The organism is Hyphomicrobium sp. 802 (assembly GCF_000526135.1).
GTDB lineage: Bacteria > Pseudomonadota > Alphaproteobacteria > Rhizobiales > Hyphomicrobiaceae > Hyphomicrobium_B.
Map to the genome: position 1 here is coordinate 1,779,588 of NZ_JAFM01000001.1, position 13,914 is coordinate 1,793,501.

Sequence of the window (13,914 nt, forward strand, 5' to 3'; positions counted from 1 at the left end):
GAAACATAGTCGATGCGGCAAGGAAACAGAAGCCTTGCACAGATGTCACACACGCGATCAGCCGGCAGGAACATCAAGTTTCCTGGTGAGATCTTCGAATTCTCTACGCAACTCATCGCTTTTGAAGATCTGCTCAAAGCTCGGTGCTTCGAGTTTCTGGATCGCTTCGAAGGATGTCGAGCTTTCGCGAATCAAATTGCGAAGCTGGACGCTGGCTTCGACAGTCTCGTAAGTGTTGTCTGCAATCTTCAGATCGTGAGTCGCTTTGAGACGGGCACCGGCGATCTGTTCGCGTTGCTGCTGGAGATAGCGGCGATACGCCTTTGCTGCTTCATCGGCGACTTGCTGGCTGTCGCGATTCGATTGCAGCGCGCGTGTCTGATCGGGCCGATTGTCGGCCTTGAGCAGTTCGGACGTGCGCTTACGGGCGGCGGCGATGTCGGCGATGATGGTGTCGAGTTTCGGCAGATATTGCGTATCGATCTTGGCGATGGTCGCATCCTGGGCCTGTACCAGCATCGCAAACAGCGCCGCATGCATCGCAAAGTAGCGGCGCGCAGCTTCCATGTTATCGCCCGTGGTGCCAATGAGCTTGGCAAGCTGGCCGTCAATCAGCTTGGCGGCATTGAACACGGCGACGAGCCGGACGAGATCGCCGGAGAGCACGCTATCGAGAAGCAGATCGACCTGTTCTTGCGACAGCTCCACGCCTGCTGATTTCAACGCGGCTGCGATTTCGGCCTTCACGCTTTTGATTTCGGTGCGGTTCGCCTCGATGCGCTTGTTGTTCTCGGTGATCTGATCCTGGAGCGACGAGACGGTATCGGTCAGGATGCCGGGGAAGTCCGCGTCTTTCGGCGCGAGGAGCTGCTTTTCCTTGAGCTTTACGTTCGCGTCTTCAAGCTCGCGAATGTTGTGGCGGAGAAGTTCGACCCGCTTCTGCATTTCAACGACCGGCGCGTTCGTTACGATGCCGAGGGCGGCATCGAGCAGGCCGCGGACCTTGGTGTTGCGGTCCTCGCGGGTTTCCTTCCAGAACGGCGGAATAATGTAGTCGTCGCGGCTCGGCAGCTTTTCGGCGCCTGCGCGCGTGTCGGCTGCGTCGCGCAAGACGTTGTCGATGGCGGCCATCAGCGATTTGGCCTGCTCGTATTGCGGATCGCCATCGCGCGGATCGGAGGCTGCGGCCTTGGCAGCTTCTTCGGCGGCGCTAGGCTTCGATGGCTTTTTTGTTGGATCGAGAGCGTTCGTGGCACCCTCGGCGGCGGTCTTGCCTTCGACGGATTTCAGCCAGTCGGCGATCGCGTCGCGTTTGGCCGCTTGCGCGTGGGCGCCGCTGGAAAATCCCAGCAGAACAACGAGTGCAAGATACCCGGCCGATTTCACAACGAAACTGGGCCTCCGCTCAACCGACATAGCGCCTCCGGCGCGACAATGGCGATGAAAAATCCGGCAAATCAATGGTGCTGGGCTGATGTGGTTGATGCAATCTATGCCGGCAGGAGGTTATCGCCGGGTTAGCGGGCAGCTGCGGCGCGGATCAGGCGGTAAAAGTCTTCGTCGATGCTGCGGGCGTCATCGAGGACGAGCATCTCGGCGAACGGCGGCGCGCTTTTGTTTATCGCCTCCGCCGGCTTGCTGCGATTGCCGCCGGCCGTTCCGAAATTAGCGTAAAGCCGTAACTTTCTCGGTGAAGGGTGGAGCGCAGCGTAGGGCTGCGGCGCGGACATCGTAACCAGCTGCCCGGAGGTTGCAAACACGGTCGCCGGTACGGCGCGCCCGACTTCGCGGAGAATGTGCTCAGCCAGCGGTCGCAGCCCTTTGGCTTCACGCAGCAGAGACTGAATGTCGGTTGCGGACGTCTTGGCCGGCGGTTGAATAGGCGGACGGAGCTTCGGCGCCCGCGGGGGCGGCTCGTCGGTCTGCACGGCGTGAAGATCGCCAGCGTAAATGAGGCGGCCGCCGTTATGATGGATGCGTTCAAGCCAGGACGCCCACGCGAACTGGAAGCCTTGCAGGCGCAGCCAGTCGATGATGTCGTTGCGCTCGGTGTGTCCGCTCTGGGCGATTGCGGTCATCCAGCCCGCGAGATCGCGGCCCGTGTCTTCGGCGAGATTGGCGACGAATTCGCGTTCTTTTTCGGCGTAAGCGGAACTCATGGCGATCTGATATCAGATCCAGCGGCGTGAGCGAGCCTTGTAAGCCAGATATTCATCGCCGAAGACCGCTTCCAGGTGCCGCTCCTCGGGAATGATCTGCAGAATTGTGACAAGAAGGCCAAAAAGCAATGCTGCCGCGACGAACCAGACCGACTTGGTGGTTTCCGCTCCATAGAGAAGAAGCATGACTTCGCCAAGGTAAATCGGGTTTCGGAAGCGGATGAACGGTCCTGACGTGACGAGCTTGGTCGACGCTTTGTGCGGCAGGTAGGTCGTCCGGTGCCAGGCAAGCGTCGCGAAGCCCGACACGATCAAGAGCAGGCCGAAGACGCCGAATGCGACGCCTACCCAATGGCCCGCCCTATCGTCAAGGCCCGGCCAGGGAACGGGGGCGAATACCGTCAGCAGCCAAGCCGCCGCAATGGCGAGTGCGAACAGTACCGGCGGCCAAGGGAACCGTGTCGCTGGCGTCGAGGGGAGGGAGTTGGGCGTCTCGTCGATCATTCGGGGAGATTATCGCCAAATGGCGAGGCGGTCAGCTCGGTCGATCAGTTCTTTGCCTTGGCTTTTTTCGGCGGCAGTATCGTTGGGGCCGGGACATCGTCGATGTCGCGTTTGTTAAGCTCGGCCTCGAGGTCGTAGCTCTTGCACCCCAGTGTCACCAGGCGCTGATTGTACTGGTGGAGCATGTTGAGCTCGGCCTGATATTCGCCGTTGGGATCGACACCGTGCGAGAGGTTGCCGAGTGTCGCCGAAAAGCCCGATTGAATGCCGCGTGCCAGCGCCGACGCTTGTTTGCGGTCGCTGAAGCCGCGCATTTCCATGATTTTTATCTGTATGCGGCCGGTTAGCTGCTTGCAGTTCAGCTTATCCTCGGGCGTGTCCGGCTTCTTCGTCTTGGCGTCGGCAGAGGACGGCGCAGCGACGGCCAGACCAATAAGGAGGGGGAGAACAAAAGATCGCATCGTGCCTCGCAGGGGTTCAATGTGAGAACCATATCATTTCCTGGGCAGCCTCAAGGCAAACTCCCGGTACCCCGGACGAACGGGCGGCATTGACGGCGGCCATGGCGTCGTGTTGCTTCGCGGGTCGGTGTTGGGGGCGCGGGTGCCTCCGTTGCGAGGCGGGGCGTTGCAATGCTGGATATTCGAAAATCGGTTGTGCTCATCGCCGCCGTTGTTGGTGGGCAAGCGGCTCTGGCCCAGGAGGATTTTCCGACGCATTTCGCCTGCGATTTCAACCAAGGTTATGCGTGGACGTATGAAGCCGGAAAATACAAAGCCGTTCCGCCCGCCGATCTCGCTTTCGAAGTCGCGCGTATCGACCTCGAACATCAGACGGCGTCGCTCATTCTTGGCGGTAAGCCCGCCAAAGACCTGAAAGTCGTGCGCGCGATCAACGCCAACCATTTCATCGAAGTCGTCAACGAGGGGTTTCTGAACCTCACGACGATCTACGATCTGGATCCGGCGACCGGCAAATATCCGGCCATACATTCACGGCATTTCGGGCTATTTGGGCAGCCTGTGTTTGCACAGTATGCAGGTGAATGCGTTCCTAAGCCCTGAGCCATGTGGACGGCTCAGTTGCTCTCGCCGTTCGGCTAAGGCAAAAGGCTCGCCATGACATTGAACCTCGTCAAGCTGTGTGTCGGCGTTTCGACGATCGAAGATCTTGCGGCCTGGCAGACCGAGCACCGGCGGCGCAAGAGCCAGGACGGCGTCGATTGTGCCTATCACCGGACATTCCAGACGCCGAAGAGGCAGGCCGAGCTGCTCGACGGTGGCTCGATCTATTGGGTTATCCGCGGCATCATCATGGTTCGCCAGAAGCTCGTCGGTTTCGAAGAAGGAACGAAGGAGGACGGATCGGCATGCTGTACCTTGATGCTGGACCGGACGCTCGTTCCGGTGCGACCAACGCCGCGGCGCGCGTTTCAAGGTTGGCGTTATCTTGATGCTGCCGATGCTCCGCCTGATCTTCGCAAAGGCAAGAAGGATCAGATTGCGGCGATGCCTGCCGAGATGCGCAAAAAGCTTGCCGATCTCGGATTGATTTGAACGCGGAACTTATTCGAGTGATCCATGTCCCGTCCTCCGTTTACGCCGACAATCGAAGCCTTGCCGAAGCTCGTGCCATTCGTCGGGCCGGAAGCGATGGAACGGGCTCGAGGGCGGCCGTTCAAGGCGCGCCTTGGCGCGAATGAGAGCATTTTCGGGCCGTCGCCAAAGGCCATTGCCGTCATGCGCGAGGCGGCGGCAGGCAACTGGATGTACGCCGATCCCGAGAACTACGAATTGCGTGCCGCCATTGCGGCGTATCACAGCGTCCCGATCGAGTGTGTCGTGGTCGGCGAGGGCATAGACGGGCTGCTTGGCCTGACATGTTCGCTGTTACTGACGCCCGGCAGCAATGTCGTTACGACTGATGGTGCGTATCCGACGTTCAACTTTCACGTCAAAGCACATGGCAGCAATGTGCACGCTCTTCCCATGCGCGATTTTCGCGAAGATGTTCCACGCCTGATCGAGACGGCGGCGGCGATCTCAGCGCCGTTAATCTATGTGTCCAACCCGAACAGTCCGATGGGGACATGGTGGACGGCGGATCAGATCGACGCGTTTATCACAGAGTTGCCGCCACGGACGTTGCTCGTTCTTGATGAAGCTTATTGCGATACCGCGCCGATCGGAACCGCACCGGCCATCGATGTCTCCAATCCGCAGGTCGTGCGGTATCGGACGTTTTCGAAGGCGTACGGGCTTGCAGGTGCGCGGATCGGGTATGCCCTCGGTGAGCGCAGCACTATCGAAGCGTTCGACAAAGTGCGCAATCACTACGGTATCAATCGCGTTGGCCAGCTTGGCGCGCGAGCCGCACTGCTCGATCAGGACTATCTCAGGACAGCAGTCTCGCAGATTGCTACGGCCCGCGAGAGGATCGCCGCGATCGCTATCGAAAATGGCTTGAGACCTCTGGCGTCGGCGGCGAGTTTCGTCGCCATCGACTGTGGCGGCGATGGCGCCTTTGCGACGCGCGTCTTGAACGGACTTCTGGAGCGGGACGTCTTCGTTCGTAAACCCGTCGCGAAGGGGCTCGATCCGTTCATCCGCGTTTCGTGCGGGCGAGACGAAGATCTCGATATTTTTGCAGGTGCAATCGCTGATGTCCTCGCGCGTGTGAACGCGTAGCGGCGAGCGCCGCCCTTAATCCTGGGGGACTGTGGATGACGGTGTCCGTTGTTTTGCGACCTGCGCTTCGATGCCAAATATTAAATTGGATATTGCGGCATCGAAGACATCGTCGTCTTTCAAACGCGCGAATATGGGCAGCAGTTTTTTCGTCAACGGCAAACCACTTTGCTCTTCGACTTCGCGCAATGCCTCGGCGCTAGGCTTTTGCAAAAGGCCTCCGATTTCGCCGGCGCAAATGCCGAGAATTGCGGCGTAGGTGGCGAAGCTTAGGGCCGGAATTTCTGCTTCAGGGACGCCGGCATCGAGGAGGGTCTGATAGCATTCCTCGGCCAATTGCAGATCGATCGGCCCACTGGTCCAAAATCTCAAAAGCAGGGGGAAGGCGTTCGGAAATTGTCTCGCGAGATTGCGATAGGCCTTTGCCGTTTCGATGAAGCGAATTTGCCAGGGGAGTTCTCGTTCCGGTGCCTCGACACTGCCTTGAAGACGGTCGGCGACGGCGCGTTCGAGACCTTCCTTGGAGCCAAAATGGTAGCTCAAAGTCGCGACGTCACAGCCGACGGCGCGCGCGGCACAGCGCAGGCTGAAGCCCTCAAGCCCGGTTCGCTCGATTTCCAAAAGCGCAGCCTGGACCAGATCGGCTGCGATCAGCCCCCTTTGCCCTCGTGTGTGAGGTGTTTTCATCAGTGTTGAAATTGTCCCTTGCAGGTGATCAAGTCAAGCGCTATTCCAACACTGTTGAAATGTGGGGATGGGCATGTCGGCCGTCACGGAACGCGAGTTTAGTTCGCGCGAAAGGATATTAAGCCTTGCTGCGATCATCTCTACGTCATTTGGCGTGGGGATCTCGTTTGGCGTCGGTTTTCCGCTAACGGCGCTGACGTTCGAACTTTGGGGCCAGCCGAACTGGCTGATCGGCTTGGCTGGTGCGGTGCCCGGTTTGGCGATCCTGTTGGTGCTGCCGATCGCGCCGCGGCTTATCACCAAGATCGGGCCAGTGAATGCGATCGCGAGCGGCTGCATCATCGGCGCGCTTGGCTTCCTAGCGCTGGGTCTGTTTCAATCGCCGTGGGCTTGGATAGCCACCCGGCTCATCATGAGTGCGGGCTTTGCCGTTCCGTGGCTCGCGGGCGAAACATGGATCAATTCTGTTTCGAAGGAGGAGACGCGAGGGCGCGTGATCGCGGTCTACGCCATCGGCTTCTTTTCCGGTTACGCGATCGGTCCGATCTTTCTGCAGGTGCTTGGTCTCGTCGGTCCGGGACCTTTCATCGCCGGAGCCGCGCTCACGATTTTATCGGGATTGCCGATCGTCTTCGGGCGAAAGCTCGCCCCGGATTTCATTCATGACGACGCGCATAATATCGTCACGGCATTCTGGTCGGCTCCGGGTGTCATGATCTCCGGATTCATCGGTGGTTTTTCGGAGGTGACCATCCTGTCGCTCATTCCGAACGTGGCCTTGGCGGCGGGCTGGAGCCAAGATGCGGCCCTTGCGCTGGTCACGGTTACGACTGTCGGCGGTGTGGCGTTGCAGTTTCCGCTCGGCTGGCTGTCAGACAAGACGTCTCGCTTTGCGCTGACGATTTCTTCCGTAGGCATCTTCATTCTGCTGGCGTTAGCGTTGCCGCTGGCCCTGCAAAACACGATTGCAGCCGTCGTGACGGCTTTTCTGATCGGAGGTGTCATCCTTGGCTTTTATGCGCTTGGACTGGCGACTATTGGCGAGCGAGACGGCGAGGGCGACCTTGCGGCCGTAAACGCTGCTTACATCGTCATGTACCAGTGCGGTTCTCTCGTTGGACCGATCTTTGCGGGCATCGCCATGACCGACCATCCCATCCAGGGATTCGTCGTGATCGTCATCGCGGTCATGGCGATCGCGGGCGCCTTGATGATAAGGGTGGAGTGCAAGGACCGGCGCAACCAGCGGCGATAGCCGTCTGCTGGCGTCCCGATCATGGTTAATTGTTTGTTTGCGTACTGACGCTAGTCTCGCTCAAGCTTCACAATCATGCGTTTTTAGCGAGATTGCCCATGTTCGTGCGATCCGTCCTGTCGTTCTTTTCCGTGCTTGCCTTCGGCGTGATGGCTGCGGCGGCCTTTTTCGCGTTGACTCCTTGGCTGTCGGCCCATGTTCCCGACAGCGTGCGTTCGCTGACCGAAGGTCTGCAATTTGGGTCTTTGGCCGTGGGGCTGGGTCTAGGCTTGACGCTCGGCGCCATCGGCCGCTTCAACTGGTCGGATATCCCGCGCCGGATCGTGACATGGTTTTTGATCCGCGAGCAGAAGTTCTTCTACTATGCGCTCATCGCGATCTGCGCTGGCGTTCTGGTTTTCTATTGAGTTCAAAATGCAAAGAGGCGGCCCGACAGACCGCCTCTCGAAGCATTGAAATGTGGCTCGATCCTCAGACCGAGTAGTACATGTCGAACTCGACCGGATGCGGCGTCATCTCGTAACGCATGTTCTCTTCCATGCGCAGCGCGATGTAGGCGTCGATCATGTCGTCGTTCATGACCCCGCCCGCTTTCAGGAAGTCGCGGTCCTTGTCGAGGCTGTCGAGCGCTTCGCGGAGCGAAGCCGATACTGTCGGGATCTTCGCCAGCTCAGCCGGCGGCAGATCGTAGAGGTTCTTGTCCATGGCGGGACCCGGATCGATCTTGTTCTGGATGCCGTCGAGGCCAGCCATCAACATCGCCGTGAATGCGAAGTAGGGGTTGGCGCCCGGATCCGGGAAGCGGATTTCGATGCGCTTGGCCTTGGGGCTTGAAACGTGCGGAATGCGGCACGAAGCCGAGCGGTTGCGCGCCGAATAGGCCAGCAACACAGGCGCCTCGAAGCCCGGCACCAAGCGCTTGTATGAGTTGGTCAGCGGATTGGTGAAAGCGTTGATCGCCTTCGCGTGCTTCAGGATACCGCCGATGTAGTTGAGGCACATCTGCGAGAGGTCGGCGTACTTGTCGCCGGCGAACATCGGCTGGCCGCCCTTCCAGATCGACTGGTGAACGTGCATGCCCGAGCCGTTGTCGCCGAAGACCGGCTTCGGCATGAACGTCGCCGTTTTGCCGTAGGCCTGTGCCACGTTGTGCACGACGTACTTATAGATCTGCATGTGATCGGCCATCGTGATCATCGGGCCGAACTTCACGCCGAGCTCATGCTGGGCCGCAGCGACTTCGTGGTGGTGCTTTTCGACGGTGACGCCCATTTCCGAAAGGACTGAGAGCATCTCGGAGCGGATGTCTTGAGCGCTGTCGATCGGCGGGACCGGGAAATAGCCGCCCTTCACGCGCGGACGGTGGCCGAGGTTGCCGGATTCAACAATCGTACCGGTGTTCGAGGGCAGCTCGCTGGAGTCGATCTGATAGCCCATCGAATACATGTCAGTGGTGAAGCGGACGTCGTCGAAGATGAAGAATTCGGCTTCCGGTCCGAAATAGACTTTGTCGCCGATGCCGAGCGACATCATGTAGGCCTCGGCCTTCTTGGCGACCGAACGCGGGTCGCGCTCGTAGGGTTGGCCGGTCGAGGGTTCGAGAACGTCGCAGAAGATCGCGACGGTCGTCTGGGCGAAGAACGGATCGACGTGAGCCGTTGCCGGATCCGGCATCAGCGTCATGTCGGAGGCTTCGATCGATTTCCACCCGGCGATCGAAGACCCGTCGAAGGCATAACCATCAGAGAAGACGCCTTCATCGACGCAGCTGACGTCGGCCGTGACGTGCTGCATCTTGCCCTTGGTGTCCGTGAATCGGAAATCCACGAACTTCGCTTCCTTGTCCTTGATGAATTTCAGGACGTCATTTGCATTTTTCATAGACACTCCCATGCCTAGGCATTCCGTTAAAGTTCACGCGTGCCAAATCGTTTAGCCGGTTGAGGCCGGTTCAAGCGTGACAGTCTTTTTTATAGTTCGTTTATCGATCAAATGGCATCGCGACCGGATTCGCCGGTCCGGATGCGAATAGCGTCTTCGATGGACGAGATAAAGATCTTGCCGTCACCGATCCGGCCGGTCTTCGCGGCCTTTTGAATGGACTCGATTGCCTTTTCCAGCATGTCGTCGCTCAAGACGACTTCGATCTTCACTTTCGGCAGGAAGTCGACCACGTATTCCGCCCCTCGATACAGCTCGGTGTGACCCTTCTGCCGTCCGAAGCCCTTCGCCTCGATAACTGTGATGCCTTGCAAGCCGATTTCTTGTAGCGCTTCTTTTACTTCATCGAGCTTGAAGGGCTTTATAATCGCTTCAATCTTTTTCATTTTCGCCCCTTAGATCTTGGACAGCATGTCGGTCGTACCCCACGCCTGCCCAGCGGCCCGAAGGCTAGCAGAGGCCGTGCCACCTGCGACGTTCTCGAGAAACATTACATATGTCATTGGCTTAGCGTGTCGTGATGGCTTCTTAGATGGTCAGCCGCTGTTTAGTAAGCCTTAAATGCATGCTGGTTGCACATTTTTTATGCTGATTTTTCTCAACGACGGTGAGTGGCTTTTAGGCGCTGAATTTCCAGGCAGTCGCCGGAGGCGGAGCAACAGCAGGGGTTCAGGTAGCGGATATGAATGAATTGCTGACGACGTCGGAGGCGGGACAAGCCGACCGTCTGGCGGCCGAGGGCGGTGTCGCCACGATTAGCCTCATGGAGCGTGCAGGGCAGGCGGTGGCCGAGGCGGCGCTTGGCATGGTCTGGGGTCCGGACCGGCGCGTGGCGGTGCTTTGTGGCCCGGGAAACAATGGCGGTGACGGGTTCGTTGCGGCCCGGCACCTACGTGACAAGGGTTGGGACGTCCGGCTTTTTCTGCTCGGGGACAGAGATGCGCTCAAAGGTGACGCGGCCGAGATGGCTCGGCGTTGGCCGCTCGTCGTTCGCCCGGCAACCCCGGATGCCCTGCAAAGCATGCATCTGGTCATCGACGCCCTTTTTGGTGCGGGCCTGTCGAGGCCTCTTGAAGGGGAGGCGGCGGAACTTGTTCGCGCCGTCAACGCCAGCGGTCTGCCTGTCCTTTCCGTCGACGTGCCGAGCGGGCTCGATGGGACGAGCGGCGAGGTGCGCGGCGCTGCTGTTCAAGCGCGCCGGACGGTGACATTCTTCCGCAAGAAGCCGGGGCATGTGCTGATGCCAGGGCGGCAGCTCTGCGGTGAGGTTATCGTTGCGGATATCGGCATTCCGGAGCGCGTGCTCGAGACGTTGAAGCCGAAGCTGCACGAGAACGGCCTGCCGCTTTGGGTCGATCATTTCAACTGGCCGAAGGATGGCGGCCATAAGTACGACCGTGGACATGCGGTCGTCGTCTCGGGACCGGCATTGCAAACGGGGGCAGCGCGTCTTGGTGCGCGCGCGGCGTTGCGGGTCGGCGCTGGGCTCGTCACGCTCGTCGGCAACGCTGCTGCAACGGCAATCATCGCGACGCAGATCACCTCGATCATGGTGCGATCGGTTTCAGGCGCCACGGCATTGTCGGAATTTCTTCGCGATACCCGTCGCAACGCAGTGTTGATCGGTCCAGGCGCGTCTGTTGGGCCAGAGACGGCAGATGACGTATTGGCCGTGCTTCGATCATCGGCTTCAGTCGTGCTCGATGCGGACGCGCTGACCTCATTCTCGGATACAGGAGAAAAGCCGCGCAGCGAAGCCAGCATGGGATTTCTGGCACGGAACGGCGATAATCCGCATGGTCGCGAGACGCTATTTGCCGCCATCAAGAAACGGCCGGCACCTGTCGCGATGACGCCGCATGAGGGTGAATTCAAGCGTTTGTTCGGAGAGCTTCCGGGTTCGAAGATCGATCGCGCCCGCGAGGCGGCGAAGCTCTCAGGCGCGATTGTCGTTCTGAAAGGCGCCGATACCGTCATCGCCGCGCCGGACGGTCGCGCCGCCGTCAATTCCAATGCGCCGCCTTGGCTTGCCACGGCCGGGTCTGGTGACGTTCTCGGCGGCCTCGTGACGGGGCTTTTGGCCCAGCACATGCCGCCTTTCGAAGCCGCCTGTGCTGCCGTCTGGTTGCACGGAGAGGCAGCCAACGCGTTTGGCATGGGCTTGATCGCCGAGGACTTGCCTGACGTTCTGCCTAAGGTGCTGCAGCGATTGTTTACGGAGCGCGTCTGACCGGATCGGTTGCGTCAGGCGCTGGAACTCATGGCGGTTCGTCCGGCCTGCTTGAGCTGATCGTCGGCATGTAGGAATGCTTCGACTTCCGGCGTAGCGGGTGGGCTGACCTCCGAGACGCCGAGGAGGGACATCAGCCGGGAGATCTCGACGAACTTCTTTTCTTTGCGGTCGTAAAGGCCGCCTTTGAATAGGGCGCGCGTTGCGGGCTGTCCGTCGCGCGGGCCGCCATGGATAACGAAGACCTGCTCCATGACGACAAGCGCCGCGTCCCAGCAGAGAAGCCGCGTTTCGAGGCGGAATTTTTGAAAAGGCCGCAGCTCGCGTTGAAAGCGGATGGTGATTGCGCTGGCGATCGGGGTCCAACGATGGCGCAAAACCAGCCGCCAAAGGCCGGACCGGACGAGCACATCAAGGCGACCGAGATCCATCAGCGTAAGATAGCGACCGTTGTTCATATGGATCGAAATATCGAGATCGTGCGGCCAGACGCGAAACCACAACTTGGATGTTTCGCTGGGCAGCGAGAGAGGCCCTCGGCGGCGTGCCGTCATTAAGACCCATATCAGTCTGAACCAAAGGTTCATGCGCCGGTTTCCGAAATGTAGGCATTGAGACCTAAGCAGCCTTTACCTATACGTCAACTGCGCGGTCTGCCGCGATCTCATTTGGCGATTGCCCGTCGGCGGGCCACAATGGCACGATATCGCCTGTGCAATTATGAATCGCGAATCTGACGAACCAAAGAGGGTTTGGCTCGGCGCATGAAAAGCTTTCGGGCATTTCCGGTGTGGCTGCTCATGGCTTCGCCTCTGGCGGGGGCACCTGCGCTCGCGGCTGATGCCATCACCGCGCCTTCGCCGGTCGAGGAAGGCGCGACGTTGCTCATTCGGGGCGACGCGGAGAAGGCTGTTGCAACTTATACGGCAGCGCTCAAGGATACAGGGCTGCCCAACGACCGGCGCGCGACGATTCTCAATGATCGCGCTGTCGCCAACGTGCGTCTTGGCGAGACCAAGGCTGCGCTTGAGGACTACAATCGCGCCGTCGAGCTTTTCCCCGAGTATCCGGTCGCATACAACAATAGAGGCAATCTTCTTCTGGCGCTCGGCCAGTTGAAAGAGGCGATGAAGGATTTCGATCGTGCTCTGCTTCTGGCGCCGAGCTTTGCCGCCGCCTATTCGAACCGCGGCAATGCGAGGATGAAGCTCGGCCAGTCGGCTGCAGCGCTGGCGGATTTCAACAAGGCGATCGAGTTGATGCCCGCGAGCGCGCCGCCGCTATCGGGACGCGGACTTGCCTATCTCTCTGTCGGCAAGCCACACGCTGCCATTCGCGATTTCTCGCGCGCCGTCAGCGCCGATGCGCGTTTTGCGGCGGCCTATCGCAATCGAGCAGAGGCGCGCATGGCCGTTGGGCAACGTGACGATGCGATCGAAGATCTGTCTCGCGCCATCGCCTTTGATCCTAATAATGGCGAGCTTTATGTGGTGCGAGGATACGCTTATCTGATTAGCGGCAATGCGGCGTCGGCCATCAAGGATTTTTCGCGCGCCATCGAACTCGATCCGAAATCGAGCGCGGGATACGAAGGGCGCGGGCTTGCCAACGGTGTGGCGGAAGCCTTTGACGACGCGAATTCTGACCTCAATCGCGCGATCGAACTCGATCCGCGCTCGCCGGTGGCGTTCGCGTTCCGGGCATACATCTATAAGCAGAACGGTCAGCCGGATATCGGCGCCAAGGACGTCGAGACGGCAATCAAACTCGATCCCAATTCGCCTGAAGCGCTCTGGGCGCGTGGCGAAATCGAAGAAGCCAATGGCCAGGCCGATACGGCCATTACGGATTTGCGCCACGCCTTGCAGCTTCGTCCGAGCTGGCAATTTGCGTCGGATGCGCTGCAGCGACTGGGTGCGGCGCCAGACGATGTCGAGGACAAGCCGGTGCCATCACTGGATATCGATAAATGGCATGTCGTGCTGCACGGCAAAGATTATTTCGCAACCAGCGTCGACTATCCGCAAATACGCGTGCCGCTGGAGATGACAGGTGAAGGGCTGCCGAAGCTGTTGTCGTGGGAAGTGCAAAAGCCGCCTTACGCGGGATACGGCATACTGCGTTTTTCAGGCGGCACGGTTCGTGGGAAAAACGGTCCGGAAGACACCGAGCTTGCCGCGATCATCTATATCGGTGGCGGCAAGGTTTTGGCAATCGAGCCGCATCGGCAGGGGCCGCGCGTCGCATCGTGGACGTGGGATGGCGATCGTCTGCAGATTGCAAGCGTGGATGGCGTCACCGACGAATATCAACTTCATCCGGTGAATGCTGCGGTCGTCGGCAATCGCGACCAGGCGTACGCTGACGGAGCGCGAGCGGAGCGGCAGCAGCGACGCTCCAAGCCGAAATCTTTCTTCCAATTGCTCTTCGGGTTCTGATAGCCAGCGCGTC

15 protein-coding genes are annotated in these 13,914 nt (G+C 59.6%); 7 read left to right on the top strand and 8 right to left on the bottom strand.

Features of this window, described 5'->3' with window-relative positions; all coding sequences use genetic code 11:
• Positions 1 to 57: 57 nt before the first annotated feature.
• From HYP802_RS0108920 to HYP802_RS0108935, 4 genes are all read right to left on the bottom strand, one after another.
• Positions 58 to 1,416, bottom strand: a complete 1,359-nt coding sequence (locus HYP802_RS0108920) for a hypothetical protein (protein ID WP_013946918.1) — start codon at positions 1,414 to 1,416, stop codon at positions 58 to 60.
• Between the two features lie 101 nt (positions 1,417 to 1,517).
• Positions 1,518 to 2,159, bottom strand: a complete 642-nt coding sequence (locus HYP802_RS0108925) for a hypothetical protein (RefSeq protein WP_013946919.1) — start codon at positions 2,157 to 2,159, stop codon at positions 1,518 to 1,520.
• 12 nt (positions 2,160 to 2,171) lie between these two features.
• Positions 2,172 to 2,663 carry an isoprenylcysteine carboxylmethyltransferase family protein gene (locus HYP802_RS0108930; protein ID WP_013946920.1) on the bottom strand — a complete coding sequence of 164 codons (492 nt, stop codon included), beginning with the start codon at positions 2,661 to 2,663 and terminating at the stop codon, positions 2,172 to 2,174.
• A gap of 44 nt (positions 2,664 to 2,707) precedes the next feature.
• The gene (locus tag HYP802_RS0108935; protein ID WP_013946921.1) at positions 2,708 to 3,124 is read right to left on the bottom strand and encodes a hypothetical protein; all 417 of its coding nucleotides are present in this window, start codon (positions 3,122 to 3,124) and stop codon (positions 2,708 to 2,710) included.
• Positions 3,125 to 3,295: 171 nt separating this feature from the next.
• Here HYP802_RS0108935 and HYP802_RS0108940 point away from each other — a divergent pair, with 171 nt between their 5' ends.
• From HYP802_RS0108940 to HYP802_RS0108950, 3 genes are read left to right on the top strand one after another with little or no spacing between them, the layout of a single operon-like run.
• Positions 3,296 to 3,727 carry a hypothetical protein gene (locus HYP802_RS0108940; protein WP_013946922.1) on the top strand — a complete coding sequence of 144 codons (432 nt, stop codon included), beginning with the start codon at positions 3,296 to 3,298 and terminating at the stop codon, positions 3,725 to 3,727.
• A 54-nt stretch (positions 3,728 to 3,781) separates the two neighbouring features.
• Positions 3,782 to 4,219: a DUF1489 domain-containing protein gene (locus tag HYP802_RS0108945; RefSeq protein ID WP_013946923.1), complete on the top strand. Its 438-nt coding sequence runs from the start codon at positions 3,782 to 3,784 to the stop codon at positions 4,217 to 4,219.
• A 24-nt stretch (positions 4,220 to 4,243) separates the two neighbouring features.
• Positions 4,244 to 5,350: a pyridoxal phosphate-dependent aminotransferase gene (locus tag HYP802_RS0108950; protein ID WP_013946924.1), complete on the top strand. Its 1,107-nt coding sequence runs from the start codon at positions 4,244 to 4,246 to the stop codon at positions 5,348 to 5,350.
• A gap of 15 nt (positions 5,351 to 5,365) precedes the next feature.
• Here HYP802_RS0108950 and HYP802_RS0108955 read toward each other — a convergent pair whose 3' ends face one another.
• On the bottom strand, positions 5,366 to 6,037 hold the full coding sequence (locus tag HYP802_RS0108955; RefSeq protein WP_013946925.1) for a TetR/AcrR family transcriptional regulator: 672 nt from the start codon (positions 6,035 to 6,037) through the stop codon (positions 5,366 to 5,368).
• A gap of 73 nt (positions 6,038 to 6,110) precedes the next feature.
• On the opposite strand from HYP802_RS0108955, the gene HYP802_RS0108960 reads away from it, so the two are divergent.
• On the top strand, positions 6,111 to 7,292 hold the full coding sequence (locus HYP802_RS0108960; protein ID WP_013946926.1) for an MFS transporter: 1,182 nt from the start codon (positions 6,111 to 6,113) through the stop codon (positions 7,290 to 7,292).
• Between the two features lie 98 nt (positions 7,293 to 7,390).
• Complete coding sequence (locus HYP802_RS0108965) at positions 7,391 to 7,699, top strand: hypothetical protein (protein ID WP_013946927.1); 309 nt, start codon at positions 7,391 to 7,393, stop codon at positions 7,697 to 7,699.
• 64 nt (positions 7,700 to 7,763) lie between these two features.
• On the opposite strand, the gene glnA is transcribed toward HYP802_RS0108965, so the two are convergent.
• A complete protein-coding gene (gene glnA, locus HYP802_RS0108970) occupies positions 7,764 to 9,173 on the bottom strand; it encodes a type I glutamate--ammonia ligase (RefSeq protein WP_013946928.1) in 1,410 nt (469 codons plus the stop codon).
• A gap of 107 nt (positions 9,174 to 9,280) precedes the next feature.
• Positions 9,281 to 9,619 (bottom strand): P-II family nitrogen regulator, encoded by a 339-nt coding sequence (locus tag HYP802_RS0108975; RefSeq protein ID WP_013946929.1) that lies wholly within the window; start codon positions 9,617 to 9,619, stop codon positions 9,281 to 9,283.
• Positions 9,620 to 9,915: 296 nt separating this feature from the next.
• Between HYP802_RS0108975 and HYP802_RS0108985 the strand changes: the two genes are divergently transcribed.
• A complete protein-coding gene (locus HYP802_RS0108985) occupies positions 9,916 to 11,463 on the top strand; it encodes a bifunctional ADP-dependent NAD(P)H-hydrate dehydratase/NAD(P)H-hydrate epimerase (protein ID WP_024275585.1) in 1,548 nt (515 codons plus the stop codon).
• Positions 11,464 to 11,477: 14 nt separating this feature from the next.
• Here the strand turns inward: HYP802_RS0108985 and HYP802_RS0108990 are convergent, their stop codons facing one another.
• Positions 11,478 to 12,050, bottom strand: coding sequence for a thioesterase family protein (locus HYP802_RS0108990; RefSeq protein WP_013946932.1), 573 nt, complete (start codon positions 12,048 to 12,050; stop codon positions 11,478 to 11,480).
• A 177-nt stretch (positions 12,051 to 12,227) separates the two neighbouring features.
• Between HYP802_RS0108990 and HYP802_RS0108995 the strand changes: the two genes are divergently transcribed.
• Complete coding sequence (locus HYP802_RS0108995; protein ID WP_024275586.1) at positions 12,228 to 13,901, top strand: tetratricopeptide repeat protein; 1,674 nt, start codon at positions 12,228 to 12,230, stop codon at positions 13,899 to 13,901.
• The last annotated feature ends 13 nt before the right edge of the window (positions 13,902 to 13,914 follow it).

What these genes read in the sequence shown, in the direction of transcription:
- HYP802_RS0108920 (WP_013946918.1), bottom strand. Translation starts at nt 1,416, where the DNA reads ATGTCGGTTGAGCGGAGGCCCAGTTTCGTTGTGAAATCGGCCGGGTAT.
- HYP802_RS0108925 (WP_013946919.1), bottom strand. Translation starts at nt 2,159, where the DNA reads ATGAGTTCCGCTTACGCCGAAAAAGAACGCGAATTCGTCGCCAATCTC.
- HYP802_RS0108930 (WP_013946920.1), bottom strand. Translation starts at nt 2,663, where the DNA reads ATGATCGACGAGACGCCCAACTCCCTCCCCTCGACGCCAGCGACACGG.
- HYP802_RS0108935 (WP_013946921.1), bottom strand. Translation starts at nt 3,124, where the DNA reads ATGCGATCTTTTGTTCTCCCCCTCCTTATTGGTCTGGCCGTCGCTGCG.
- HYP802_RS0108940 (WP_013946922.1), top strand. Translation starts at nt 3,296, where the DNA reads ATGCTGGATATTCGAAAATCGGTTGTGCTCATCGCCGCCGTTGTTGGT.
- HYP802_RS0108945 (WP_013946923.1), top strand. Translation starts at nt 3,782, where the DNA reads ATGACATTGAACCTCGTCAAGCTGTGTGTCGGCGTTTCGACGATCGAA.
- HYP802_RS0108950 (WP_013946924.1), top strand. Translation starts at nt 4,244, where the DNA reads ATGTCCCGTCCTCCGTTTACGCCGACAATCGAAGCCTTGCCGAAGCTC.
- HYP802_RS0108955 (WP_013946925.1), bottom strand. Translation starts at nt 6,037, where the DNA reads ATGAAAACACCTCACACACGAGGGCAAAGGGGGCTGATCGCAGCCGAT.
- HYP802_RS0108960 (WP_013946926.1), top strand. Translation starts at nt 6,111, where the DNA reads ATGTCGGCCGTCACGGAACGCGAGTTTAGTTCGCGCGAAAGGATATTA.
- HYP802_RS0108965 (WP_013946927.1), top strand. Translation starts at nt 7,391, where the DNA reads ATGTTCGTGCGATCCGTCCTGTCGTTCTTTTCCGTGCTTGCCTTCGGC.
- glnA (WP_013946928.1), bottom strand. Translation starts at nt 9,173, where the DNA reads ATGAAAAATGCAAATGACGTCCTGAAATTCATCAAGGACAAGGAAGCG.
- HYP802_RS0108975 (WP_013946929.1), bottom strand. Translation starts at nt 9,619, where the DNA reads ATGAAAAAGATTGAAGCGATTATAAAGCCCTTCAAGCTCGATGAAGTA.
- HYP802_RS0108985 (WP_024275585.1), top strand. Translation starts at nt 9,916, where the DNA reads ATGAATGAATTGCTGACGACGTCGGAGGCGGGACAAGCCGACCGTCTG.
- HYP802_RS0108990 (WP_013946932.1), bottom strand. Translation starts at nt 12,050, where the DNA reads ATGAACCTTTGGTTCAGACTGATATGGGTCTTAATGACGGCACGCCGC.
- HYP802_RS0108995 (WP_024275586.1), top strand. Translation starts at nt 12,228, where the DNA reads ATGAAAAGCTTTCGGGCATTTCCGGTGTGGCTGCTCATGGCTTCGCCT.